Source organism: Vibrio sp. PID17_43, assembly GCF_002608565.1.
Classification (GTDB): domain Bacteria; phylum Pseudomonadota; class Gammaproteobacteria; order Enterobacterales; family Vibrionaceae; genus Vibrio.
The window spans coordinates 171,349-195,196 of sequence record NZ_LIXM01000003.1 but is presented as its reverse complement, the minus strand read 5'-3'; the positions used below and the strand labels follow the sequence as shown (position 1 = coordinate 195,196).

At 45.0% G+C, this 23,848-nt stretch carries 21 protein-coding genes, 1 tRNA gene and 3 pseudogenes; 13 read left to right on the top strand and 12 right to left on the bottom strand.

Annotation, left to right across the window (positions count from 1 at the left end):
* Positions 1–88: 88 nt before the first annotated feature.
* The gene (locus AK965_RS03565; RefSeq protein ID WP_099078307.1) at positions 89–2,212 is read left to right on the top strand and encodes a TRAP transporter permease; all 2,124 of its coding nucleotides are present in this window, start codon (positions 89–91) and stop codon (positions 2,210–2,212) included.
* Positions 2,213–2,220: 8 nt separating this feature from the next.
* Positions 2,221–3,432 carry an L-2-hydroxyglutarate oxidase gene (gene lhgO, locus AK965_RS03560; protein ID WP_099078306.1) on the top strand — a complete coding sequence of 404 codons (1,212 nt, stop codon included), beginning with the start codon at positions 2,221–2,223 and terminating at the stop codon, positions 3,430–3,432.
* 50 nt (positions 3,433–3,482) lie between these two features.
* On the opposite strand, the gene AK965_RS03555 is transcribed toward lhgO, so the two are convergent.
* From AK965_RS03555 to AK965_RS03540, 4 genes are all read right to left on the bottom strand, one after another.
* Entirely contained in the window at positions 3,483–3,887 is a 405-nt protein-coding gene (locus AK965_RS03555) for a cystatin domain-containing protein (protein WP_099078305.1), read from the bottom strand.
* A 114-nt stretch (positions 3,888–4,001) separates the two neighbouring features.
* Positions 4,002–4,100 carry a DUF2474 family protein gene (locus tag AK965_RS20895; RefSeq protein WP_099078304.1) on the bottom strand — a complete coding sequence of 33 codons (99 nt, stop codon included), beginning with the start codon at positions 4,098–4,100 and terminating at the stop codon, positions 4,002–4,004.
* Positions 4,100–5,098 (bottom strand): cytochrome d ubiquinol oxidase subunit II, encoded by a 999-nt coding sequence (gene cydB, locus AK965_RS03545; protein ID WP_099078303.1) that lies wholly within the window; start codon positions 5,096–5,098, stop codon positions 4,100–4,102. Before cydB ends, AK965_RS20895 begins: the two co-directional genes overlap by 1 nt.
* A 12-nt stretch (positions 5,099–5,110) precedes the next feature.
* Positions 5,111–6,499 carry a cytochrome ubiquinol oxidase subunit I gene (locus tag AK965_RS03540; RefSeq protein WP_099078302.1) on the bottom strand — a complete coding sequence of 463 codons (1,389 nt, stop codon included), beginning with the start codon at positions 6,497–6,499 and terminating at the stop codon, positions 5,111–5,113.
* A 132-nt stretch (positions 6,500–6,631) separates the two neighbouring features.
* Between AK965_RS03540 and AK965_RS03535 the strand changes: the two genes are divergently transcribed.
* Both AK965_RS03535 and AK965_RS03530 read left to right on the top strand, forming a co-directional pair.
* The gene (locus AK965_RS03535; RefSeq protein ID WP_099078301.1) at positions 6,632–7,876 is read left to right on the top strand and encodes an NADH:ubiquinone reductase (Na(+)-transporting) subunit B; all 1,245 of its coding nucleotides are present in this window, start codon (positions 6,632–6,634) and stop codon (positions 7,874–7,876) included.
* 295 nt (positions 7,877–8,171) lie between these two features.
* Positions 8,172–9,572, top strand: coding sequence for a tryptophanase (locus tag AK965_RS03530; protein ID WP_099078300.1), 1,401 nt, complete (start codon positions 8,172–8,174; stop codon positions 9,570–9,572).
* Positions 9,573–9,643: 71 nt separating this feature from the next.
* Here AK965_RS03530 and AK965_RS03525 read toward each other — a convergent pair whose 3' ends face one another.
* Both AK965_RS03525 and AK965_RS03520 read right to left on the bottom strand, forming a co-directional pair.
* A complete protein-coding gene (locus AK965_RS03525; RefSeq protein WP_099078299.1) occupies positions 9,644–10,255 on the bottom strand; it encodes a DUF2913 family protein in 612 nt (203 codons plus the stop codon).
* A 30-nt stretch (positions 10,256–10,285) separates the two neighbouring features.
* Positions 10,286–10,369 (bottom strand) — tRNA-Leu (locus AK965_RS03520).
* Positions 10,370–11,013: 644 nt separating this feature from the next.
* Between AK965_RS03520 and AK965_RS03510 the strand changes: the two are divergent.
* A pseudogene (locus tag AK965_RS03510) lies at positions 11,014–11,415 on the top strand (nucleoside transporter C-terminal domain-containing protein); the annotation flags it as partial.
* Between the two features lie 120 nt (positions 11,416–11,535).
* On the opposite strand, the gene AK965_RS03505 reads toward AK965_RS03510, so the two are convergent.
* Complete coding sequence (locus tag AK965_RS03505; protein ID WP_099078298.1) at positions 11,536–12,138, bottom strand: alpha-ketoglutarate-dependent dioxygenase AlkB; 603 nt, start codon at positions 12,136–12,138, stop codon at positions 11,536–11,538.
* Positions 12,139–12,278: 140 nt separating this feature from the next.
* Between AK965_RS03505 and AK965_RS03500 the strand changes: the two genes are divergently transcribed.
* Complete coding sequence (locus tag AK965_RS03500; protein WP_099078297.1) at positions 12,279–13,631, top strand: diguanylate cyclase; 1,353 nt, start codon at positions 12,279–12,281, stop codon at positions 13,629–13,631.
* A gap of 289 nt (positions 13,632–13,920) precedes the next feature.
* Here the strand turns inward: AK965_RS03500 and AK965_RS03495 are convergent, their stop codons facing one another.
* Positions 13,921–15,477, bottom strand: a complete 1,557-nt coding sequence (locus AK965_RS03495; protein ID WP_099078296.1) for a DUF3612 domain-containing protein — start codon at positions 15,475–15,477, stop codon at positions 13,921–13,923.
* Positions 15,478–15,650: 173 nt separating this feature from the next.
* On the opposite strand from AK965_RS03495, the gene AK965_RS03490 reads away from it, so the two are divergent.
* On the top strand, positions 15,651–16,226 hold the full coding sequence (locus AK965_RS03490) for a hypothetical protein (protein WP_172438053.1): 576 nt from the start codon (positions 15,651–15,653) through the stop codon (positions 16,224–16,226).
* 70 nt (positions 16,227–16,296) lie between these two features.
* On the opposite strand, the pseudogene AK965_RS03485 reads toward AK965_RS03490, so the two are convergent.
* Positions 16,297–16,593 (bottom strand): annotated as a pseudogene (locus AK965_RS03485) (GGDEF domain-containing protein); the annotation flags it as partial.
* A gap of 67 nt (positions 16,594–16,660) precedes the next feature.
* Between AK965_RS03485 and AK965_RS03480 the strand changes: the two are divergent.
* From AK965_RS03480 to AK965_RS03470, 3 genes are read left to right on the top strand one after another with little or no spacing between them, the layout of a single operon-like run.
* Positions 16,661–18,004: a DASH family cryptochrome gene (locus AK965_RS03480; protein WP_099078294.1), complete on the top strand. Its 1,344-nt coding sequence runs from the start codon at positions 16,661–16,663 to the stop codon at positions 18,002–18,004.
* Positions 18,005–18,015: 11 nt separating this feature from the next.
* A complete protein-coding gene (locus tag AK965_RS03475) occupies positions 18,016–19,560 on the top strand; it encodes a cryptochrome/photolyase family protein (protein WP_099078293.1) in 1,545 nt (514 codons plus the stop codon).
* A complete protein-coding gene (locus AK965_RS03470) occupies positions 19,560–20,267 on the top strand; it encodes an SDR family oxidoreductase (protein ID WP_099078292.1) in 708 nt (235 codons plus the stop codon). The genes AK965_RS03475 and AK965_RS03470 overlap by 1 nt, the downstream gene beginning before the upstream one ends.
* A 69-nt stretch (positions 20,268–20,336) precedes the next feature.
* On the opposite strand, the gene AK965_RS03465 is transcribed toward AK965_RS03470, so the two are convergent.
* Complete coding sequence (locus tag AK965_RS03465) at positions 20,337–20,495, bottom strand: DUF2256 domain-containing protein (protein WP_099078291.1); 159 nt, start codon at positions 20,493–20,495, stop codon at positions 20,337–20,339.
* Between the two features lie 117 nt (positions 20,496–20,612).
* Positions 20,613–21,755, bottom strand: a complete 1,143-nt coding sequence (gene msrB, locus AK965_RS03460; RefSeq protein WP_099078290.1) for a peptide-methionine (R)-S-oxide reductase MsrB — start codon at positions 21,753–21,755, stop codon at positions 20,613–20,615.
* Positions 21,756–21,941: 186 nt separating this feature from the next.
* On the opposite strand from msrB, the gene AK965_RS03455 reads away from it, so the two are divergent.
* The 3 genes from AK965_RS03455 to AK965_RS20405 all read left to right on the top strand — a co-directional run bounded on the left by AK965_RS03455 (position 21,942) and on the right by AK965_RS20405 (position 23,263).
* Positions 21,942–22,340: an OsmC family protein gene (locus AK965_RS03455; protein ID WP_099078289.1), complete on the top strand. Its 399-nt coding sequence runs from the start codon at positions 21,942–21,944 to the stop codon at positions 22,338–22,340.
* 108 nt (positions 22,341–22,448) lie between these two features.
* A complete protein-coding gene (locus AK965_RS03450; RefSeq protein WP_099078288.1) occupies positions 22,449–23,024 on the top strand; it encodes a sugar O-acetyltransferase in 576 nt (191 codons plus the stop codon).
* 74 nt (positions 23,025–23,098) lie between these two features.
* Positions 23,099–23,263 carry a hypothetical protein gene (locus tag AK965_RS20405; protein ID WP_099078354.1) on the top strand — a complete coding sequence of 55 codons (165 nt, stop codon included), beginning with the start codon at positions 23,099–23,101 and terminating at the stop codon, positions 23,261–23,263.
* 100 nt (positions 23,264–23,363) lie between these two features.
* Here the strand turns inward: AK965_RS20405 and AK965_RS20400 are convergent.
* A pseudogene (locus AK965_RS20400) lies at positions 23,364–23,561 on the bottom strand (endonuclease/exonuclease/phosphatase family protein); the annotation flags it as partial.
* Positions 23,562–23,848: the final 287 nt, after the last annotated feature.

The following is a 23,848-nucleotide window of genomic DNA, read 5'->3' as shown; positions in this document are numbered from 1 at the left end:
GATGGAACAAAAGGCAGCAGGATTTAGTGGCCTTTGAGTCGAATGTAACCTCGGGTAGCCACACACGCCTTTGAGCTTGGAGTAAGAGATGAGCGACTCAATTGAAAAGGGATTGCAGAAATTTGAGCTACCCACTCGCAGTGACTTCCCATGGGTGACCACCACCATTACGGTGTTTGGTGTCGTACTTTCTATTTTGCATATCTGGTTTAACACCTTATCGACGCTACCAGAGTTGTGGATCTCCGCCACCCATTTCGCGGGATTTGCCGTGATTTGTGCGCTTTGGTACCCGGCTCATATCTCTCTTAGACAGAGCAAAATGGCCTTGGCGGTAGACGTATTGATTGCATTGGGCGCGATCGCTTGTTTGATCTATATTCCTTTTGCTGAAGATGCCTTGTATGAACGTGGCGTGAAGTTTGTGACTAGTGACTGGGTATTTGCCATCATGGCCATTCTCATCGTGATTGAGCTGATCCGTCGCACAATGGGCTGGTTTATTCCGGTGCTGATTGTGGTGTGTTTGAGCTATGTTGTGCTGTGGGGGAAATGGGCGACGGGAATTTTTCATTTCCCCGGTTTGAGCATGGAAACCTTGCTTTACCGCAGTTTTTATTCTTCTGAAGGGATGTTTGGCTCCATTTCTCGCATTAGCTGGACGTTCGTGTTTATGTTCATCCTCTTTGGTGCGTTTTTAGTCCGTTCTGGCGTGGGGGATTACATCATCAATGTGGCTCGTGCAGCTGCTGGCAAAATCATCGGTGGTCCGGGCTTTATTGCGGTCATTGGCTCTGGTTTGATGGGCTCGGTTTCTGGCTCTAGTGTTGCCAATACCGTATCAACCGGTGTTATTAGTATCCCTCTTATGCAGAAAGCTGGTTTTCCTTCCCGTTTTGCAGCAGGCGTCGAAGCGGCGGCATCAACGGGTGGGCAGCTTATGCCACCAATAATGGGGGCTGGGGCGTTCATTATGGCGTCTTACACGCAAATCCCTTATGTGGATATCATCGCAGTATCGTTTGTGCCTGCGTTGATTTATTTTTTATCGGTCGCTTTTTTCGTTCGCATCGAAGCAAAACGCAGTGGCGTACAGAAAATCACGACGAGTGAAGAATCGCTAGTTAAGGTGCTTATCCGTGGATGGCACAATCTGATTCCACTTGTCGTTCTCGTCACGCTACTGATACAAGGCTTCACGCCAACGTATGCCGCAGGACTTTCCATTATTTCTGTGGTGGTGGCATCTTGGTTCTCTAAAGAGCATAAGATGGGCCCGAAAGCGATCATCGAAGCGCTCTCTCAAGGCGCGAAAAATATGGCCACGACGGCGGTGTTGCTGGTGGGCATCGGTTTGGTGATCAATGTGATCAGTACAACCGGTATTGGGAACACCTTCTCACTGATGATTGATGGATGGGCAAATGGGGACTTGTTTATCATGTTGATATTGATTGCTCTGGCGTCTTTGGTTCTTGGGATGGGCTTACCAGTAACGGCCGCATACATTGTATTGGGGACGCTTTCTGCACCTGCTCTGTATAAATTGATCGCCGAAAATCAATTACTCGAGCTGATGATATCGGGCCAATTGCCAGAGCAAGCAAAAGCGATTTTTATGCTTGTGGCGCCTGATAAGTTGGAACTCTTGAATGCACCAATGGCATTAGAAACTGCAAAAGAAATGGTCGCGCTTGTGCCCGCTGACTTTATGGAAACTCTGCTAGAGCAAAGTTTGGGTATCGAGGCAGTAGGGTTAGCATTGTTGGCCGCGCACCTGATCATTTTCTGGCTATCACAAGACAGCAATGTAACGCCTCCGGTTTGTTTGACTGCATTTGCTGCCGCGACGATTGCCAAAACGCCGCCGATGCGCACAGGCCTAATGGCATGGAAGATTGCTAAAGGCTTGTATCTCGTTCCATTACTCATTGCCTATACCGGTTTAGTAAGTTGGGATGTGACCTCTGTACTAACCGTTGGCTTTTTTGCGATCATTGGTACTTACTCGCTCATCGGTGCGATAGAGGGGTATCTAGAAGGGCCTCTGAATCTCTTGCTCAGATTTGTTTTGCTGGCATCGGGTACGCTATTAGTGTGGCCAGATATTCCCATCTTGGTTCGTGTGGCTTGTTGCACTGTCTTTGTCGCAATTTTTGTTTACAGTGGTCGTAAGTTCAAATTACAACAATCTCAACTTTCGGTGTTATGAGAGGCCGTATGAAACCTGTCTATGACTACATTATTGTTGGTGGCGGTATTGTCGGTGTTTCTACTGCGTGGCAATTGCAGCAACGTTACCCAGACTGCTCTATTTTGTTAGTCGAGAAAGAAGCTGATTTTGCTCAGCACCAAACCGGACACAATAGTGGGGTGATTCATGCTGGCGTTTACTACGCACCGGGCAGTTTGAAAGCCGATTTTTGTAAGCGTGGTGTAGAGCGAACCCTCTCTTTTTGTGCGAAGCACGATATTCCAGTTGAGAATTGCGGCAAGCTTTTGGTCGCAACCAATGAGCAGGAAGTTGATCGCATGAACGCCCTTTATGAGCGTTGTCTTACCAACGGTATCGAGGTAGAACTGCTTGACAAAGCACAACTGAAATCGGCTGAGCCGCACATCACCGGTTTAGGTGCGATTTACGTTAAAGCGACCAGTATTGTCGACTATCGTTTGGTGACAGGGCAGATGGTAAAAGAGTTCCAAAAGCTCAGTGGACATGTGAGCTTGAAGACAGAAGTTATCGCGATAGAAGAGCAAGGCGAAGAAGTGCAAATTACTTGTACTCTTGATGGAAAAACCATGCACCTGAACGCCAAGTTTTTGGTCACATGCAGTGGCTTGATGGCTGATCGCATGACGAAGATGATGGGTATCCCTACCGATTTTCAAATCATTCCGTATCGTGGTGAATACTATCGCCTAGACAGCAAACATGACCACGTAGTGAATCATCTTATCTATCCAATCCCTGATCCTGATTTACCATTCTTAGGTGTTCATTTGACACGCATGATTGATGGCTCGGTCACTGTGGGGCCAAATGCGGTGCTGGGCTGGAAGCGAGAAGGATACGGGAAAGTAAATTTCAGCCTGCACGATACATTGAAAATGCTCAGCTTCCCGGGTTTTTGGAAAGTCACGCAAAAGCATCTTAAAACGGGCTTGGATGAGTTCAAAAACTCATGGTGGAAATCAGGGTATCTAAAGCGGGTCAATAAATATTGCCCAAGTATTCAAGTGGAGGATCTTAAACCTTACCCAGCAGGAATCCGTGCGCAAGCGGTTCTTTCTGATGGAACCTTGGTGCATGACTTCCTATTCGCAGAGAGCGCAAGAAGTCTACACGTATGTAATGCGCCATCGCCAGCAGCCACATCTGCCATGCCAATCGGAGAGTACATTTGCGATAAGGTAAATGGAAAGGTTTAAAAATAGCAAAGGCGACGTGGTCGCCTTTGGTTATTGAATCGATTCAGAGCTTAAGGTTTACTGTTTGGACAGAGAGCACCTTTCTTGGCGTGTCTTTCGATCATGTAGTCACCACGAGAACTGTGGAATACCATTGCATTCCAGATCTCCCCATTATTTAACTCGAACTCGATAGCGTAGCGTGTACCCGCAACCACTTGAGTTCGGACTTGATTGATCTGTTTAAGCTGGTCGGTGGCGTTCATTTGATGCAAAACCATGTTAAGAGAGCGCCGTGCATCAGGGGTGACTTCAGACACTTTCCAGCCGCCAGCAAGCCCTTTTTCCGGCGAACAGATGGCCTGCATCTTTTTCTTCATCTCTTGAGACATCTGCTTGTCAACCGCAAGAACTGTATTTGCTAATGGTAGAACAGAAATTGAAAGCATCACTGTCCAGAACATCCTCACATTCATAAAAGCACTCCATTGTTTTATTCTTGAATCAGTATATACCTAATCAGTTGAACCTGCGGGGTTCGTTGTGATAACACTGGCCAAGTCTTGTTATTTAAACGCTCGTTATTCGATTTACATGAGCACATAGCGTATGAGGCTACTAACAATGAAGAGAGCTAGCACGCTTATTAACCAAATGCAGATGAACCAAAGAATCGGTTGGAATTTCATTAATGATACCCCTCTCCTTGTTTTATCTTGCCTCGAAATACCCAGTATGAGTAGACGGTATAAGCAATGATCAGTGGTAGTAATACCGCACTACCTGTGAGCAAGAAAATTAAGCTCTTATCTGGAGCGGCAACCTCTTGATAAGTCAGTGCAAAGGGGACTAAGTAAGGGAAAGTACTTACACCAAAAGCAACAGCAGAAATAAAGAATAGGCCTATTGCTAAAACATAAGCTTTTACTGGTTTGTGTTCTAGCAATGCTTTGAACAATTGCCAAATCAAAATGGCCGCAGCGATAGGTAAGATAAAAAACAGCAGCGAATTAGGCATAGAGAACCAGCGCTGAAAGACCAACTCACTACTAATTGGCAACCATAAACTGGCGATAAAAATACTCGCGACCATCGCCAATCCCCAGCGGCGGGCAACAACGTAGTATCGACGGATCATGTCTTCAGGCAGTTTAATTAGCAACCAACAAGCCCCGAGTAAAATGTATGCGCATACCAGCGCAACACCGCAAAACAAACTGAAAGGAGAGAGCCAGTCGAACCAACCTCCATTGTATGCTCGATCACTCACATCAATACCTTGAAGCAATGTACCCAACATGATGCCTTGCATTAAAGCCGCAGTGAAGGAGCCGATAAAAAAAGCGCTATCCCAAAGAAATTGTCCGCGTTGCGTTCTAAAACGGTACTCAAAAGAGACCCCACGTAAAATGAGCCCAAGAAGCATCAGAATAAGAGGGGCATAAAGAGCGGGCATGATAATAGAATAAGCGAGGGGAAATACAGCAAACAACCCACCTCCACCAAGTACTAACCAAGTTTCATTACCATCCCAAACTGGCGCGATACTGTTCATCATCATGTCGCGTTCGTCCTTACTATCTGCGCTGAGAAATAGGATGCCGATACCGAGGTCAAACCCATCGAGCACTACGTATATCAAGACTGCAAGCCCAATGAGCACGTACCAAATAAGTGCATAATCCATGTCTGTTACTCCCTAAGTCAGATGATTGGAGTGGGTGATGATGTCGGTTTCTGAACCGTCTGGAAGTCGACTGTCTAAGCCTTCTTCATAGCGTGTTGGCGACTTTCTCATCAGACGGAGAAGATAAAAGAATCCCGCACCAAATACGGTGAAATAGACAACGATAAATGCGGTGAGGGAGACACTCACTGCCGCAGCATCAATGGGAGAGGCGGAATTCGCTGTCGTTAGCAAACCATAAACGGTATAAGGTTGCCTACCGACTTCAGTGGTAATCCAGCCGGCTAATACTGCGACAAAGCCGCCCGGAGAAAAGAATAGACAAGTTCGATACAGGGCCGGAGAATCAAACAGTTTGTTATGTTTTCTGAGCCATAAACTCCACAACCCGATAAGAAGCATAGTGAACCCAATCGCCACCATTATGCGAAATGACCAGAAAACAATACTGACGGGTGGGTGCTCTTCTTCTGGGAAGGCGTCAAGCCCTTTCACTTCACCATTGAGATCATGCGTTAAAATCAGACTTCCTAATTTAGGAATTTCAAGCGCGTATTCTATTGTCTTCTCTTCTTCATTCGGGATACCAAACAAGATCAATGGCGCACCTTTATGTGATTGATAATGCCCTTCCATTGCAGCCACTTTGGCGGGTTGATGCTCCATTGTGTTTAGGCCATGCATGTCACCAGCAAGTATCTGTATTGGAGTGACGATCGCCGCCATCCACATCGCCATTGAGAACATGATGCGTGCCAACGGGTTATGCTTTGCTTTGAGTAAGTGGAACGCGGCTACGCCAGCGATGACGAAGGCGGTAGTTAAGTATGCTGCCAAGAGCATGTGAACTAGGCGGTAAGGGAAGGAGGGATTGAAGACAATATCCCACCAATCTTCCGGTATGAATTGACCGACCTCGTTGATGCTATAGCCAGCTGGCGTTTGCATCCAACTATTGACAGAGAGGATCCAGAACGCCGAAAGAAAGGTGCCAAAAGCAACGATACAAGTGGCAGCAAAATGCAGTTTCTCTCCCACTTTGTTGATACCGAAAAGCATGACCCCGAGGAAACCTGCCTCCAAGAAGAAAGCGGTAAGTACTTCGTAGCCCATGAGTGGACCAAGAACAGGGCCAGTTTTGTCTGCAAAGACACTCCAGTTTGTGCCAAATTGATAACTGAGAACGATGCCACTAACTACGCCCATGCCAAAACTGATAGCAAAAATCTTTAACCAATATCGGTAGATTTGCATGTACTGTTTGTTGCCTGTTCGCAAGTACAGCCCTTCAAGCACAGCAAGATAGCTTGCAAGTCCGATCGTAAATGCTGGAAAAATAATGTGAAACGAGACGGTGAACGCAAATTGAAACCGCGCTAAATCGATGGCAAGAGTATCCATTAGTTCTCTCCCTAGTACACATTATGTAGACAGTTAGTTACGCTGAATAAGTGGGAACAGATTAAAAACGATCGCTTTTCGTTATCTGGCGTAATACTTCATATGTTCGTGATCAAAAGGGGGACAGGAACAATGAGCTTGAAGCGTTATTTTGAAAAGGTCTCACCAAAGTTTGAACCGAGAGGCCAGTACCACAAGTTCTACCCACTCTTTGAAGCTGTCGAAACCCTTTTTTATACGCCGGGTAAAGTGAATCACGGCGCTACCCACGTTCGAGACAGCATAGATCTAAAGCGCATCATGATTATGGTATGGTTAGCCGTTTTCCCCGCGATGTTTTGGGGCATGTATAACATCGGTCAGCAATCTAGCTATGCTTTGTTGTATGGTCTTGACCAAGCAGCAGCGAAACAAGCTATTGATGCTTCTTGGGGGCTGAGTTGGGTTTGGGGGTCGGTTGAAGCGGCGAGTCAAGCCGGTTGGGGGAGTAAGCTACTCGTCGGCGCGACCTACTTTCTACCCGTCTACGCGACCGTGTTTATCGTCGGTGGTTTTTGGGAAGTGTTGTTTGCCATCGTCCGTAAGCATGAAGTGAATGAAGGATTCTTTGTCAGCTCGATTCTGTTTGCCTTGATTCTCCCTCCAACCATTCCATTATGGCAAGCCGCGTTGGGTATCACTTTTGGTATCGTGGTGGCGAAAGAAATCTTCGGTGGTACGGGACGAAACTTCTTAAATCCCGCTTTGGCAGGACGCGCATTTTTGTACTTCGCTTATCCCGCTAACATGTCTGGTGGTGCGGTGTGGATTGCTGCGGATGGGTACTCTGGCGCAACACCACTTAGTCAATGGTATGAAGGCGGTCAGAGTGCCCTGATGAACAACATGACGGGACAACCTATCTCATGGATGGACGCATTTGTTGGTAACCTGCCGGGCTCGATGGGGGAAGTCTCGACTTTGCTGATTGCACTCACAGGTTTGGTGCTGATCTTTATGAAGATAGCCTCATGGCGGATTGTTGCGGGTGTCTTTGTTGGCTTAGCCGTGACGTCGCTACTGCTTAATGCGATTGGGTCGAATACCAATCCTATGTTTTCTATGCCGTTCTATTGGCACTTTGTGATTGGTGGTGTAGCGTTTGGTACCTTCTTTATGGCGACAGACCCAGTATCGGCCGCATTCACTAATGGCGGTAAATGGGCTTACGGTATCTTGATTGGTGTGATGACCATATTTATCCGCGTACTCAACCCAGCCTACCCGGAAGGCATCATGTTAGCGATTCTGTTTGCCAACTTGTTTGCTCCTTTGTTCGACTACATGGTCAAAGAGAACAACATCAAGCGCAGAATGAAAAGGGCTAAACCTTCGTAAATGAGGCGAACTTCACTGAAGTTTGATTGAAAACTGCACTATATTAAAAAAGGTCAGAGACATGGGGTTTCTGACTTTTCTTTTATCAGGAGGACGAAGACGATGAGAATTAAGGCTATTCTCGATAGCCGTTTGGTGCTGTCGTTCTGGTACAACCTAGACTACTGCTTGTCTCTTCTTAGTAAAATCTCTGTGCGTTAATTTCCTCAATGCACTCGCATTGAGAAGCAATTTATTTGTTTGTTTTTAATCTTACGCTTAAGTGCGTAGGGTCATATGTATAAGGAAATTAACAATGAAACGTATCCCAGAACCGTTCCGTATCAAAATGGTTGAGCCTATCAAAATGACGACCTTGGCTGACCGAGAAATTGCCCTTAAACAGGCGGGTTTTAACCCCTTTCTGCTTCGCAGTGATGATGTGTATATCGACCTACTGACCGACTCTGGTACAGGTGCTATGAGTGATAATCAGTGGGCAGGAATCATGATGGGGGATGAATCCTATGCTGGCAGTCGCAATTACTACAACTTGTGTGATGCGGTAGAGCATTTCTTTGGTTACAAGCTCACTGTGCCTGCACACCAAGGTCGTGGTGCGGAGCAAATTTTGTTCCCTGCTTTGATTGAGCGAATGCGTCAAGTCAGGGGCGGTACAACACCGGTATTCATCTCTAACTACCATTTCGATACGACAGCAGGCCATATTGAGCTTAATGGTGGTAAGGCGATCAACGTGGTGACGGAAGAAGCATTTGATACTACGACCCCCTATGATTGGAAGGGCAATTTCAACCTTGGTAAGCTAGTGGAAACCATTGAAGAACATGGTTCAACTAACATCTGTGCCATCATTACGACGATTACGTGTAATAGCTCCGGTGGTCAGCCAGTGTCGATGGAAAACATGCGCAGCGTGTACGAAATTGCCACCCAATACGACATTCCTGTGGTGATTGATTCGGCTCGTTACTGTGAGAATGCGTACTTTATCAAGCAGCGTGAAGCGGGATATGAGGATAAGTCGATCCTAGAAATCATCCGCGAGATGTACCAGTACGGTGACATGTTAACGATGTCGGCCAAGAAAGACCCAATGGTGAACATTGGTGGTATGTGCTGTATTCGCGACCACCAAGAGTTGTTTCAGGCCGTACAGACTCGATGTGTTCCTATGGAAGGTTTTGTAACATATGGCGGTATGGCTGGCCGTGATATGGAAGCGCTAGCTCGTGGTTTGTATGAAGGGGCTGATGAAGATTTTCTTCATTACCGAATTAGTCAGGTACAGTACTTGGGTGAGCGTCTACGTGAAGGCGGAATTCCTATTCAATACCCAACCGGTGGTCACGCCGTATTCGTGGATGCAGCGAAAATCTTGCCACATATTCCCGCAGAGCAATTCCCGGCACAAGTGTTATGTAATGCTTTATACCTAGAAGCGGGAATCCGAGCGGTAGAGATTGGTTCACTATTGCTAGGGCGTGATCCAGAGACGGGCGAGCAAAAAGCGTCCGAGCTGGAGCTAATGCGTTTGACCATTCCTCGTCGTGTTTATACCAATGACCACATGGATTACATCGCTGATGCGATCATCGAACTTAAGAACCGAGCGCATGAGTTAAAAGGTTTAACGTTTGACTACGAGCCTCCGGTATTGCGCCACTTTACTGCTCGATTCCGTGTTATCGATTAGAATGGCATTGGATAGGAAAAAGGCCGCGAAATTCGCGGCCTTTTTAGATTCGAAAACATGGCTTCTAGTGATCATGCTAACTTTAGCGTGATCCGCACAAACTGTTCATCTTGGTACAGCACTTCGTAATTGAAGGTGTTGCTTGCATAAATACTGCCTAGGAACAAAGAGCGTTGGCTCATAGGTCCGCGGAAAAGCATCGAAATTGGTGCAATTAGGGCATTATTGTCGTCGAAGTGCTGGTTTAAGTTATCGGATAGCACACACAATAAGCAACCATGTTGATCATGAGATAAGTCGACATCTTCAGGACGAGAGAGCAATACGGTCGTGCCTAACTTTTTCTCGATTTCGTTAATTAAAAGTAAATAACTGTCGAGATGAGGTTGCGGATTACGCGGTTTATCGGCACCAACACAACGCTCAAGCAAGACTTCAAGGTTACCATTTTCCCCTTTTGCTTGTTGAGTTAATGACTTTAACGGCTTTTTAATCAGCTTGTAGCGATTGCTTTTTAGCTTAGGTTTAAGCCACTTCTGTAGCAGATCATTACGCTCTTTTTGGGGAAGATTTCGCGAGGATGCGTGGATTTTGAAGTGTAGGTGTAATAGGGCGTGCACCGCTAGTTCGCTAAGTAATTGGTTAGCATCTGCGGATGGTTTTGCCTGCTTAGAACTTTGCATTACACTCTAGGTTTCTCTTAGGAAAGATAATGGTGCCGAGAGAGGGACTCGAACCCTCACACCTAAGGCACTAGCACCTCATGCTAGCGTGTCTACCAATTTCACCATCTCGGCATCATGATACTCTGCGTAAGCAGAGGCTTCCGAAAGAAGCGAGTTAGATTGTATATCCAAAATCCATCAATTGGCGAGAATAAAATTACGTATTTCTCGTGTTTGATGTTTGATTGCGTATTTATTACTCAATTTAATGGTGTTCATGGCTCAGTTTTACCTTAAAGCCCTGCTTTTTATACAAGTATGGGCCTTGAATGGCATCTTTGCTTGATTCTTGAATGCTTGAACGTTTGCGTAATAAACATAATGAAACTCTCTTTTTGTTGACTATACTTGCGTCCCGTTTAAGCGGGAAATAGGGTATAGCTGTTCAAGCCCCTTACCCATACAAGCCGCCACATGGATCAGGCAGAGTGTTAATCTCGACCGCAGTGAATGACCCCACGGATCGGACCAGCTACGTTCAATTGCTTGTATAAGGTAAAAAATAAGATCTCGAACTATCCGTTCTATCACCAATTTGGATCTGCGAGTGCGCTGCCACTCGATACGTTGTTCCTTTCTTGTGCCAATTCCTTTGGCGTTTCTTTCTTTTTCAATGTTCAGTAGGTCCGATTCATGAGTGTTCTATTTAGTCTATTTGGTATTGTTGCACTATTAGGTTGTGCGTTCCTGCTGTAAGAGAGTCGTTCTTCAATCAACTGGAAAACCTTGGTGAAATGTTCGGTTTTGCGGACATTACGCTACAAGCGATTTTCGGTTATCTATTTACGCCTCTGGCGGGGTTGATTGGTGTCCCTAGTCACGAAGTTTTAGCGGCGGGTTCATACATTGGTCAGAAGGTGATAATGAACGAGTTCGTAGCATTCATTGACTGTGTACAGCACAAAGCGATGCTATCTCAACATACCCAAGTAATTATTATTTTTACGCTGTGTGGTTTTGCGAACATTGGTTCGATTGCGATTCAGCTAGGTTTTATCGGTGTGATTGCCCCTGAACGTCGTAAAGATGTGGCAAACATGGGGCTAAAAGCGGTAGCTGCGGGCACACTCGCAAACTTAATGAATGCTTGCTTAGCCGGTATCTTTATTTCGCTGTAAGTGATGGCCAAATAAATATTTGAACAAAACCCGTCTATATGGCGTTTTTTTTCTTATCTCATCAATACGTAAGCAATATGGCCTATTGCTTTGTGGCCGGTTTTAACTCATAACAACGGGTTACGTTACTATGTGCCTAAAAGTAAGGTTGATTCGTTCACCTTTAAGTTTCGCTGTTTTGGGCACGGCATGTTTCCAGTGATGCTGTAGCTCACCGGCCATGATCAGTAGAGAACCGGGGGAAAGTTCGTATTCAATTTGAGTTTTACAATGTAAATTTCTGAGCACAAAACGGCGGGTTTCGCCCAAGCTTAGCGAGGCAATGACGGGATTTGCTCCTAGCTCCGGTTCATTGTCTTGATGCCACCCCATGGAATCTTGTCCATTGCGATATAAATTGGCCAACACTGAGTTGAATGTGGTTTGAGCAACGGCTTCACTGCGCACTTTGAGCTCATTTAGATCTGGAGTTAATGGGGAGGGGGGCATGGTTAGGCCGGAGTATGTATAAGCAGTATCACCATACCAAGCTTGTAGACGTGGCTGACGCACCGAACGACCAAATATCATAATGTGTTCTTGATGCCACGGTAGTGTCGATCTCAAACGAGAAAAATAGTGCTCCGCTTCTATTTCGCTCAGAAAATCAGGTTGGTAGTAGATTCTGCCATGACTGACATCTTGCCAAAATGAGCTTTCAAATAAATCACCTTGTTTATCCATATTGGTCATCCTGTTTTGGTCATAAAATTGCGGAATAATTCCCCGCACCATTAGTGGTTTTGGTTATGATTACTATAGGTAAGTTATTTAATTGTGGTGAATACTTATCACTTTTGTGTGTCAAATTATGGGGGGGGCGCATGTCTTATTCACCCAAAAAGCAGCACTATTTTGTACTTTTCTTTGCCACTTTTATTTTGGTCTGTGTTGCGACGATAGAGCTGTTGCATCAAAGCCAGAACAAGCTGCGCCAAGAGCGTACGCAAGTCAAAACTAAAGAGCAACTGTCGCTTCTAGGAGCGAGCTTAGAAGCCTCTTTAATGGCTGACATCTATAAGGTCAGTACGCTTGCGGCGACCATTACTTTGCTGCCCACGCATGATTATCATGAACTGAATAGGATTGTGAATCACATTCTAGATAAAAGCCGACACATCATCAGTATTGGTATTGCAGAAAATGAGGTTTTACGTCGAGCATATCCGAGACAAGGCAACGAGAGCGCTGTTGCTGAGCATTCTCGTATTCTGGAAGAAAAAGCCAGAGAGATTGAAGACATTGTTGTCGCCGGCCCGGTGAGCCTAAAAGAAGGCGACCTGATCCTTACTGTGCAGGTGCCAGTATTTTTTGATCCTCCCATTAATAAGAACTACTGGGGGTCCATCAGGGCTACGATCGATTTAAAAGCGCTATTTCAAGATATTGGCGTGCTGAATTTCTCGTATTTATACCCTTTAACCATTAGAGGTTACGATAACCTTGGTCAGTATGGTGATGTGTTCTTTGGCGATCACAATGAATCAAAACAAGTGTATGGAAGAGAGAGGGTTCACTTTCCTAACGGAGGGTGGCTCATGGCAGTACACTCTAATGGTGAATCAGATAACCAAGTGCCTTGGTATATTTTTAATTTGGCTCGAATAGTTGGTTATTCGATCTTATTGGTCTTAATTTGTGCGATGATCGTCATCTACCGCTTGTATAGCATTGCAGATAGCCGTGCCTTACACGACGAGCTTACTAAATTGCCTAACCGTCGCTATTTCATGCAATCTTATAAACAGCAGTTTGAAATCGCTCAGCGATACAAGAAGCGCTACAGTTTTGCATTGATTAATATTGATCTGGATAAGTTTAAACATATCAATGACACTTTCGGTCATGATGCTGGCGACAAGGTATTGATCGCTTGTGCTCAGCGCGTGAAGCGTACTCTACGTCGTTCCGATATTGTCGCGCGCGTAGGAGGCGATGAATTTTTGGTATTAGTGCACAACCCCGAAACGGAAGAAAATATTCGAGCACTCTTAAATAAACTCAGAAAGGCGCTGTGCTCTACACCCGTAAAATATGACGGCCAACAGATTTACTTTAGAGCCAGTTTGGGTTATGCCGTGTTTGATTCTGAGATTGAGTCCCCTGAAATGATGATGAAGATTGCTGATGACTGGATGTACAGGCAAAAGCGTCGTGTCGCGGGAAGGGATAAGTAATGGGGAAATCATTTTGCTGAGAAAAGCATAAGTAATAATGCCATTGGTGGCATATTTATACTCGATTGCATTTTGCAATTGCATATTGCAACTTGTTGCTTAAGAAAGCGACAGTGTGCATGAAAAAGAACGGTGTGTCGCAAGTTTAAAGTTGGCACGTATAATGCAATTACTTAACTGACCCTTATTAAGCCGAGGGTCATCTAGCCAACTGACGTTGTTAGTGAATACAGATTGTTCACAGATATATATCGCCAATCACCTTTATTGTGGTTGGCGTTTTTTCTTTTTACAGTTCAATCGATTGAATACCACCCTCTGAGTTTTCAGATTCATGACATTTGCTATAACAGCTTGGCTGTCTTGGGCACACCGCGCCTCTAGAACAAATTAACCTTGCCTGTGTTTGAATTCCTCGTTCAATCCAATTGATGTTGAGGATTTTGGCGATGGTGGTGAGATCTTTTTTGATATGCGGTGGAATTACGCTACTTCCCCCTGATGTGACACACAGTGATTTGAGTTCTTCTGCGATGGATAACGCATCCCCTCCTTGAGCCGAGATAGCGGGATTAAGATCGATACCCGCACACAACACACGATTGTTACCAGCAGGGTCAACAATATTGACCGACTCACAACAGTATATCCTTGGTTCATTCCCCACGTTTAAAATTGAAATTTGGGCAGAGCTGGTATCTAGAGGTTGTGATAACCGTCTAAATACCGCCCAGTGCTGACAAGGATCGTTAACCGTGCGCATGTTGCCCCACGGTAGTGGAATACCGTTACCGCGATAGACCGCTTTTAATTTACCCGGGCCATAAGCATCAAAATAGTGCCAGTGAGGGTATGGGGATACAACAGTCATACGTCGCATTGCGACAGAGGGAGAAACTCCCGCTTTTTTATGTACCGAGATTTCGTAACCTGAGCGGTCAAGTAACTGGCGATAAGGTACTTTCGGACACAATAATGCCCCCGCGAAGAAACTAGACTCAAAGTCAAGCCATGCTTGCAGAATGTCTTGAGAGTTAAGACTAGAACCTGATGCCGAGCCGTCTGGTTGATCCCAGTTGTTCTGTTGGCCGATGGACAATACGTTGTTCATCCCATCACTACTGTGTAGTACTCGATGGCCAATATAAACCGCAAGGTCGTATTTCAACCTGGTAGGGTAGTCACGCATGAGTTTGTTGAGATAGATGGTGCCTGGCGCTTCCATAAATGAGGTCACCAGTTGCTTGGCGCTGACGCCTAGTTCATCAATGACGTCTTGCGGTGCTCGGTCTACCCAACGAATGTTAAATCCCATACTTTTAGCGATATCAATCAGATCTTCTACTGATAAATTTAAGCGCTTCAATCCGACCTCTTCTGCTGCACGCTCTAAGTCTGGGAAATGGTTTTGGTGGTTTTCTTGGTGAGCACGAATTAACAAATGGGCAAATTGCCTCCCTGTGATGCCAGTTTGGGAAAGCATCTCAGGAATGGCAATTTGCAGAATATCGTTAGAGAACAAGAAGCTTGGCTCTAATGCCATACCATTGATGCCACCTCGATTGCCTTTGTTGGGGGTGATCGCTTCTAGCTCCGGCTTATCGTCCAAAAACCAAGCGGGCTCTTTTTGAAAAACTTCGGCAATCACCTCTAGCATATCGATGCTAGGAACCCGTTTTCCTCGTTCTATCATCGAAAGGTACGAAACGGATGGTGCGTACTCCGGATTAATTCTTACACAGCGCGCAGACAAATCCTCCAACGTTAAATGGTTGTTTTTTCTTAGGTTGCGAATTTTCGTACCTAAAAAATGGGACTGGCGAATCAGGCTTTTTGGCACAGACATTTTGTAAAATTCACACTGTAAAATTTTTGTTGTGAAATTGTAGTCAATAATTCGCTAGTCTTCATAATAAGCAGGCAAAGAAATTTACTCTCCACTTCACAAATTTGCCTGAAACTTAAACGTCAGTTTTAAGTTTTTACTCTAACTAGTGTGTTAAGTACGAGGATATGACGATGAATATGCTGAACTTCGATAAAAAAGAAACCCAACAACAACGTCCGTTTATCGCTGAAGCTGTATTTGCCGTCGAAGCGGTAAGTGCTGAGCAGCAGAGTGAGAAACAGGTGAAAGCGAAGCAACTACTCGACCGTATGTTTCCGTTGGAAAAAGGGTCACACCAAGATGTTTCAAGCTATGTGATTGATTACCGACATGTGCTGGTTTTCTTTAAAGATGGAACCCATAGTGGCCTGAAAAGCCCAAAACACTTTGTGGCTTATACGGGTGAAAAAGAAGACCCAAAATCCATTTTGTTTAAAGACGAGTCAGGCAGTCATGTTGAAGTGCTGTTTGGTTGTCATAAAGGCACGGGATGTATTGAGCTAATGGATATCAATGACATCCAACTCGAAACACGTACGACATTCAGCCCAGAGCTAACGGGCAATGCAACAACGGCGATGCGTCACTGGATTAGTCTTATTAAAGGCGATAAGAAAGGCAAACCAATGGCGTGCAGTGAAGATAAAGAATATACGGCTAAAAATGGTGAAGATTACTTTTTAAGTTACTGTTACAGAATGGATTAATTTACATTCAAGAGTCAGAATAACAAACCCCCAAGCACAAGCTTGGGGGTTTGTGTTTTGAAAAAGCCGTTTAGACGGGCATGACACGGTTCCGGCTTAGCTGTTTGGCTTCATAGAATTGTTTATCAGCTTTATTAATCAGCGATTCTAGCGTATCAACGATTTGGTACTCTGCCACGCCAAATGACGCAGTGATGCTTTGTACCTGTGTGCCAGAGCGTTTATCGGTGACGCGCAATTTTTCAATCATTCGCCGCAGTCTGTCTGCGTACTTGAGACCAATGCGAAACGACTTGTTTGGTACAATCAACGCAAATTCTTCCCCGCCAAAGCGGTAGGCACTAATACCATCTCGACAGCTTTTTCTGATCGTGACTCAGTGAGATTCGTAAGAAAAGTTGGAATATGGTTTCATGTAAAGCAAGGAGTGTCTTGTGAGCATTAAGGTGGGTCTGTACTGGTTTACAAATGATTTGAGAGTTCATGATAATCGATTGCTGCAACATGCATCCTCAGAAGTAGAAAAGCTCATTTGTCTGTATTGTTTGCCTAAAATTACGCCTTTTTTGGCACACTTTGCGCAAGAGCGTGAGTTTGGTCGGGTAAAACGACAATTTTTAGAGCAATCATTACATGATTTAGATAAATCTCTTATTGGGTTTGGGCAGCGATTATTTACAACGGTATGGGAGCCGCGAGTGGCGATCATCCACGCCATTAAGCAGTCAGGTGTAACGCACCTTTATGTAGATGCAGTTCCTTCTTCTGATGAGCAAAGTGTGATCCAAACCATCAGAACTCAATGTCCGCACATTTGTGTCGTTCAACATCATAATCGTAGTTTGTTCAACATTGTGCAGCTCCCCTTTACTCTCGATGCATTGCCCAAGACCTTTACTCAGTTTCGAAAAAAGACCGAGAAGCAAAAGGTCAAGTTACCCGATGAAATGGTTAAATCGCTTCCCCCACCACCTCCTGAATTAGATTGGCTTGTCTTATTAAGCTCGGATGAGGAAAGCAAATCAGCGTGGCTAAAAGGTGGTGAGCGGGCTGGGCTGATACATTGTGAACGATACTTTTTTTCGTCATTGGCGAGTCAATATAAAGACACTCGTAACAGTCTTGATGGTATAGACAACTCAACGAAATTCTCTCCTTGGCTAGCACATGGCTGTATTTCACCGAGGACCATTTTCGCAATGCTGAAGCACTATGAATGTCTCAATGGAGCGAATGACTCTACCTATTGGATTTATTTCGAACTTCTTTGGCGTGAGTATTTCTATTGGTATGCTCGCAGATACGGAAAGCAACTTTTTCAATTTGCTGGTATTCGAAACCAGCCGCCGCTTACCACATTTTATGCGCATCGCTTTTTGCAATGGAAGAAAGGTGAAACGCCTTTCCCTATCGTAAACGCTTGTATGCACCAACTCAATGAAACGGGCTACATGTCGAATCGTGGCAGGCAATTGGTTGCAAGTTGTTTGGTGCACGAACTTGGCCTTGATTGGCGCTATGGCGCAGCATATTTTGAATCACAACTGATCGACTACGATGTGGCATCGAACTGGGGAAATTGGCAATACCTGGCTGGAGTCGGAGCCGATCCGCGAGGGTCACGACAATTCAACCTCGAAAAACAGACGCAGATGTATGACCCATATATGGAATTTATTGACCGATGGCAAGGCCGTTGTGCTGGCGCCCAGTTGGACAGCGTGGACATGGTCGATTGGCCTATCGTGATGGAAAGCCAAGAAAAAACCTCGTCCTAGGAGAAGCCGTAATGCAATTTGAAGCCGTACGATTGGTTTTGGGCGATCAACTCAACAGTGAGCATTCTTGGTTTAAACAACCTGACGAAAGCATCCTCTACCTGATTGCAGAGCTTAAGCAAGAGAATACCTACGTGACGCACCATATTCAAAAAGTGTGTGCGTTCATCTCTGCAATGGAACTGTTTGCAAAAGAGCGCCAAAGCGAGGGTCATCAGGTCTTGTATCTTTCTTTAGATGACACCCAGCCTTTCGATGCTCTAGAGCAACTCTTACAGCATTATGTGAGTGACGTTGGTGCAATCAAGTTTGAATATCAACGCCCAGATGAATACCGACTTTTGGAACAGTTAACGAGACTCAAGCTTGAAGGGGTTGTGACGCGATGCGTTGATACTGAACACTTTTTATTACCTTTTGAAGAGATTGAATCACAGTTTCCGCAAGGTAAGCACATCATGATGGAGCACTTTTACCGCCGCATGCGTAAGCGTTTTAATATCTTGATGCAAGATGGCAAACCGTTAGGAGGGAAATGGAATTACGACGCTAATAACCGAAACAAGCTCAAAGCCAAAGACATTGAACAACTGCCACATCCCTTGATGTTTAGTACTGATGTGAGTGTGATTACTGATCGGTTAGCGCGACATAACATCAAAACAATAGGCAACCTTGGGGGGGATTTGATCTGGCCGATCAATCGCGCGCAAAGCTTGTCCTTACTCGCTCATTTTTGCAAAGTCTGTTTACCACTGTTTGGTCGCTTTCAAGACGCGATGACGGGGAAGCATGATGCTAAGTGGAGCTTGTATCACAGTCGGATTTCTTTCTCGCTTAATAGCAAGCTGCTGCACCCCAAAGAAGTGATTGATGCGTCACTCAAGGCATTTCATTCCAACGCTGATATTGATATCTCTCAAGTTGAGGGTTTTGTACGACAGATACTAGGCTGGCGGGAATACATTCGCGGCGTTTACTGGGCAAACATGCCTGCTTACCAGAAAAAGAACGAATTGGGAGCAGAAAGAAAGCTGCCCAACTTCTTCTGGAATGGCGAAACGAAAATGGCGTGCATGCGAAACGCAATTGGGCAGTCGCTAGATTATGCCTATGCGCACCACATCCAACGTTTGATGGTCACGGGTAATTTTTGTTTGCTAACGGAAGTCGACCCCGATCAAGTGGATGAGTGGTACCTCGGCATCTATGTCGATGCCATTGAATGGGTAGAAATGCCGAATACGCGAGGGATGGCGCTATTTGCTGATGGTGGCATTGTTGGCACAAAACCCTATGCGGCGAGTGGTTCTTACATCAACAAAATGAGCGATTACTGCAAGGGCTGCCATTATGACAACAAAGCACGTAGCGGTGAAGGCTCCTGTCCATTCAATAGCTTATATTGGCGCTTTATGAACAAACACGATAAACGTTTAGCAACCCACCCACGAATTAGGATGATTTATCGCTCTTGGGACAATATGGAAGAGCAGCAACGTCAAGCGATACTGGATACCGCAGAACACTACATAGAAAACGCGGAGAACTTGTGATGGAAATACTCATCGTCGGTGGTAATGGTGGAATTGGTTTGGCGATGGTGCAACAAGCAGCGGCTCGTTTTCCTCATGCTCGGTTGCACGCAACGTACCGCAATCAAAAGCCCAGTTGGTCGCATCCTCATGTTATCTGGTATCAAGTGGATGTGACGCAAGATGCCCAAGTCAAAGCGCTCAGTGAGCAAATTGAACAAGTTGATTGGTTAGTGAACTGCGTGGGTATGTTGCACACTCAAGATAAAGGCCCAGAGAAGAACCTTAACGCGCTCGATGCGGATTTTTTCCATCTCACCATTGCTGTGAATACTCTGCCGAGTTTGCTGTTAGCGAAATACTTTACACCCAAGCTAAAACGCAGTACCGCGCCCAAATTTGCCACCATATCGGCCAAAGTCGGCAGCATAGGAGATAATCAACTAGGCGGTTGGTACAGCTACCGCGCATCAAAAGCGGCGTTAAACATGTTCCTTAAAACCATGTCGATAGAATGGCATCGAATGGTCAAACATGGCACGGTGCTTTCACTTCATCCAGGTACGACGGATACCGCCTTATCAGCCCCATTTCAAGCGAATGTGCCTGAGGGTCAGTTGTTTACACCAGAACGTGTGGCAAATGATTTATTGAGCTTGATAGAAAACTCAACCCCTCAAGATAGCGGGGCATTTTGGGCTTATGATGGCACGTTATTACCTTGGTAAAAGATCAGGGCCTTTAAAAGTTAGAATCAGAAAGAGACGATGGGCGAGTGCCCTACATTTTCTTTGTTTTTACTTCTTTGTTTTTACTTCTTTGTTTTTACTTCTTCGACAACGCTCAGAACAATAAATGATCTCTTCCCAATTTCGCGCCCACTTCTTTCGCCAAGAAAATGGGCGTTTACACACAAGACAAACCTTTATCGGCAGATTGGACTTAAAACCTTTCATCGCTCTGATTGTTCACTCCTCTTGGTTTCACCTTGCTTGATACCGCTTGATTTTAGTCGAGTGTAGCTATTTGTTGAGTAGTGCTACTTGTTAGGAGTGGCTACCTGTAGCATGAGGCTATTTATCGAATAAATACAGGTAATCGCCGTAACCTAGGCTCGCCATCTTGTTGACAGGGATAAACTCCATCGCAGCGGAGTTCATGCAGTAACGTAACCCGGTTGGTTTTGGACCGTCTTTAAATACGTGCCCAATGTGAGAATCACCAAATTTACTGCGGATCTCGGTGCGAGGGTAGACCAATTTAAAGTCGGTCTTCTCGGCGATGTAAGCTGGGTTAATTGGTCGAGTAAAGCTTGGCCAGCCAGTGCCTGATTTGTACTTGTCGGTAGATGAGAAAAGTGGCTCACCAGACACAATATCAACGTATATTCCGGCTGCCTTGTTGTCCCAGTACTTGTTGTCAAAAGGACGCTCTGTTCCCTCTTCTTGGGTGACGTAGTACTGTAGCTCGGTCAGTTTTGCCTTAATCTCTTTGTCGGAGGGTTTAGTGTAAACCTTTACTTTGGTTTGTAATTCCTGTTCTTCAATAAGCTGACGTAGTGTTTTGGGATTCTCTTGGCGATCGTCACCAAAAACTTTATCTAAGTATTTGTCTCGGCCAGATGCGTAGCGATAGTACTTATATTTCAAGCTACTCTTTTTGTAGTAATCTTGATGATACGTTTCTGCGGGGTAAAATTTTTCAAACGCGATCAGTTCTGTTTTGAGTGGCTTTGGATAGATCATTGCTTTATTGATTTCCATCATAAATTGCTCGGCAATCTGCTTTTGCTCTGCATTATGGTAGAAAATTGCAGGGCGATATTGAGAACCACGATCGACAAATGAGCCTTTGTCGTCCGTAGGATCGATATGACGGAAGAAATAATCTAGCACTTGCTCGTAACTCACTACGTTAGGGTTAAACTTCACTTCGATGACTTCAATATGGCCAGACTTTCCCGAAGAGACTTGGCGATAGGTCGGGTTTGCTAAATCACCACCTGAATAACCAGACACAACGTCCAATACTCCCGGCAATTGTTCTAAATCCGATTCAGTACACCAAAAGCAACCACCCGCTAATGTCGCAATGTCGGTAGTGCTCGATGCGTTGGCTTTACCCATGGTGTCGGCAGTCCCCACTTTGCTGAGTAGAATAAGCAGGACAGGAGTAACCAAAGCGAATGCCCACAGCAACTTAGATACTTTCTTCATAGCAGCCTCAAACGTTAGTTTCGTTATCAGTATTACGTAACAAGACAGGATAAGGCGTGAAAAAATTGCAGTGTTGTTGAAAATTCCTTTGCCCTTTTTGACCAGAAAGTTACAGTAACGGCACGAAACAAGCACTCATCGAGCGAAAGTAGAGTCGGTGAGTTGGATAGCAATATGAGGGAAACCATGCAAGCAGAAGTTAAATGGGTAGAAGGCTTTAAGTTCCTTGGTCAGTCTCAATCTGGTCATTCAGTGGTGATGGATGGCAACGGCGGCGCAACGGCACCAAGCCCAATGGAAATGGTATTAATGGCTGCTGGTGGTTGCAGTTCTGTAGACGTTGTTGATGGTTTGAAAACGGCGGGTCAAAAAGTTACTTCTGTTAACGCAAAGCTTACAACGGAGCGCCGTGAAACAGCACCGCGAATTTTTACACAAGTGAATATCCACTTTGAAGTTTCAGGGGAAGACCTAGACTCCGAAATCGTAGCTAAAGTAGCGGCAGATTCACTAGAGAAATACTGCTCAGTGTGTTTGATGCTCGGTAAAGGCGTAGAGATGACTCATAGTTGGGAAATTGTATAAACCCCTTTGCAAAATCACAAAATAGGAAAGAGAAAAGCGCGAGCTTTTCTCTTTTTTATCAATATTTTGCATTACTCTATTAACGTCAAAAGTTGTAGGAATAATCCAGTGACCGAATTAGAAAAAATGATGTCTGGGCAAGTCTTTGATGGTGGAGACGAAGAGATTGATGCGATTCGTACGAATGCAACCAAAACGTTACTCAAGTTGAATAGCAGCACCGATGCCGAAGAGCGTATTACCTTACAAGCAGAGCTACTAGGCAAGGTGGGAAATAGCTATATTCAACCACCATTTCATTGTGAATTTGGTAAAACCATTGAGATCGGCGAGCAGACTTTTATCAACATGAACGTGGTGATGCTTGATGGAGCCAAAATCACCATCGGTAGCCACGTTCTTATCGGCCCTAGTGTTCAGTTTTATACCGCTTCGCACTCTCTGGATTACCACAGTCGACTCAAGTGGGAAACGTTTTGTAAGCCGATCACAATCGAAGATAGTGTCTGGATTGGTGGCAACTCGGTGATCAACCAAGGCGTGACCATTGGTGCTCGCTCAGTCATTGCAGCTAACTCAGTGGTAAACAGTGATGTCCCACCAGACTGCCTTTACGGCGGCACGCCTGCCAAGTTGATTCGTCGTCTGGATCAAGAGAACTCGTTAAATGCTGCACCTGAATAGCGCGCAAAATTATGTAGAACATGCGTAGATTGGAAATATAATGCCTTATAAATTTCTAATCAGTGATGACAAAAATGAGAAAGTTCTACGTAGTTGAGGGTGATATCAACGCCAAGAAAGCAAAATTAGCTTATCCAACATTGGTTTTGTGTGAGAAGTGTGTCAATCACTATGTCGTCATTAGCGAAGGTGAGAGAACGTATCAAGAATGTGCTAAATGTGGTGCAGATAAGTCTTAACGTCTCCCTGAATGGTAAAACACAAAAGCCACGGTTTCATTCTAAAAACTCGTGGCCTGTTTGTTTTTAGCGTGCAAAGATGTATGTCGATGAGTAAAGACTAGTCAATTTTTACTGTCGCCCATACAAAGCGGTGGTCAGAAGACACTTCTTTATCTGTACCACGATCCCCAACTCGAGAGTCATTAAATAACAAACGACCCTCTTCGCCTTTTGCTTGCCAATATACGCCTGTATCTACCACATCAAGGTCAGCAGATGGCACCGCGTAATCCACTCGTGAGCCAAACGTTGCAGTGCGTGTTTCTGGGTTAAGGGTGACCTTTGCTGTTGTCTTCGTGCGTTGCCCCTGCTGATTCTGGTGTGTTCTGTTGGCCGACGTGATCAACAGTTTGATTAACTAAAGAATCACTCATTAGCTCTAATACACCGTTGAATCGAGCGTCTGTTGCATTGCCAAATTCAGTATCTGCGTTTAAGTCCCCCCATCAATTAAGGGCGGCGTATTCTAAATTATCAATTCCAATAATAAACGTTTGCGGCGATCGTCTGACTCGTTTGGGGCAGCAGTTAACGAACTTAGAA

Excerpts from the sequence above, each read along its gene's own strand:
- AK965_RS03565 (WP_099078307.1), top strand. The coding sequence starts at position 89 with ATGAGCGACTCAATTGAAAAGGGATTGCAGAAATTTGAGCTACCCACT.
- lhgO (WP_099078306.1), top strand. The coding sequence starts at position 2,221 with ATGAAACCTGTCTATGACTACATTATTGTTGGTGGCGGTATTGTCGGT.
- AK965_RS03555 (WP_099078305.1), bottom strand. The coding sequence starts at position 3,887 with ATGAATGTGAGGATGTTCTGGACAGTGATGCTTTCAATTTCTGTTCTA.
- AK965_RS20895 (WP_099078304.1), bottom strand. The coding sequence starts at position 4,100 with ATGAAATTCCAACCGATTCTTTGGTTCATCTGCATTTGGTTAATAAGC.
- cydB (WP_099078303.1), bottom strand. The coding sequence starts at position 5,098 with ATGGATTATGCACTTATTTGGTACGTGCTCATTGGGCTTGCAGTCTTG.
- AK965_RS03540 (WP_099078302.1), bottom strand. The coding sequence starts at position 6,499 with ATGGATACTCTTGCCATCGATTTAGCGCGGTTTCAATTTGCGTTCACC.
- AK965_RS03535 (WP_099078301.1), top strand. The coding sequence starts at position 6,632 with ATGAGCTTGAAGCGTTATTTTGAAAAGGTCTCACCAAAGTTTGAACCG.
- AK965_RS03530 (WP_099078300.1), top strand. The coding sequence starts at position 8,172 with ATGAAACGTATCCCAGAACCGTTCCGTATCAAAATGGTTGAGCCTATC.
- AK965_RS03525 (WP_099078299.1), bottom strand. The coding sequence starts at position 10,255 with ATGCAAAGTTCTAAGCAGGCAAAACCATCCGCAGATGCTAACCAATTA.
- AK965_RS03505 (WP_099078298.1), bottom strand. The coding sequence starts at position 12,138 with ATGGATAAACAAGGTGATTTATTTGAAAGCTCATTTTGGCAAGATGTC.
- AK965_RS03500 (WP_099078297.1), top strand. The coding sequence starts at position 12,279 with ATGTCTTATTCACCCAAAAAGCAGCACTATTTTGTACTTTTCTTTGCC.
- AK965_RS03495 (WP_099078296.1), bottom strand. The coding sequence starts at position 15,477 with ATGTCTGTGCCAAAAAGCCTGATTCGCCAGTCCCATTTTTTAGGTACG.
- AK965_RS03490 (WP_172438053.1), top strand. The coding sequence starts at position 15,651 with ATGAATATGCTGAACTTCGATAAAAAAGAAACCCAACAACAACGTCCG.
- AK965_RS03475 (WP_099078293.1), top strand. The coding sequence starts at position 18,016 with ATGCAATTTGAAGCCGTACGATTGGTTTTGGGCGATCAACTCAACAGT.
- AK965_RS03470 (WP_099078292.1), top strand. The coding sequence starts at position 19,560 with ATGGAAATACTCATCGTCGGTGGTAATGGTGGAATTGGTTTGGCGATG.
- AK965_RS03465 (WP_099078291.1), bottom strand. The coding sequence starts at position 20,495 with ATGAAAGGTTTTAAGTCCAATCTGCCGATAAAGGTTTGTCTTGTGTGT.
- msrB (WP_099078290.1), bottom strand. The coding sequence starts at position 21,755 with ATGAAGAAAGTATCTAAGTTGCTGTGGGCATTCGCTTTGGTTACTCCT.
- AK965_RS03455 (WP_099078289.1), top strand. The coding sequence starts at position 21,942 with ATGCAAGCAGAAGTTAAATGGGTAGAAGGCTTTAAGTTCCTTGGTCAG.
- AK965_RS20405 (WP_099078354.1), top strand. The coding sequence starts at position 23,099 with ATGAGAAAGTTCTACGTAGTTGAGGGTGATATCAACGCCAAGAAAGCA.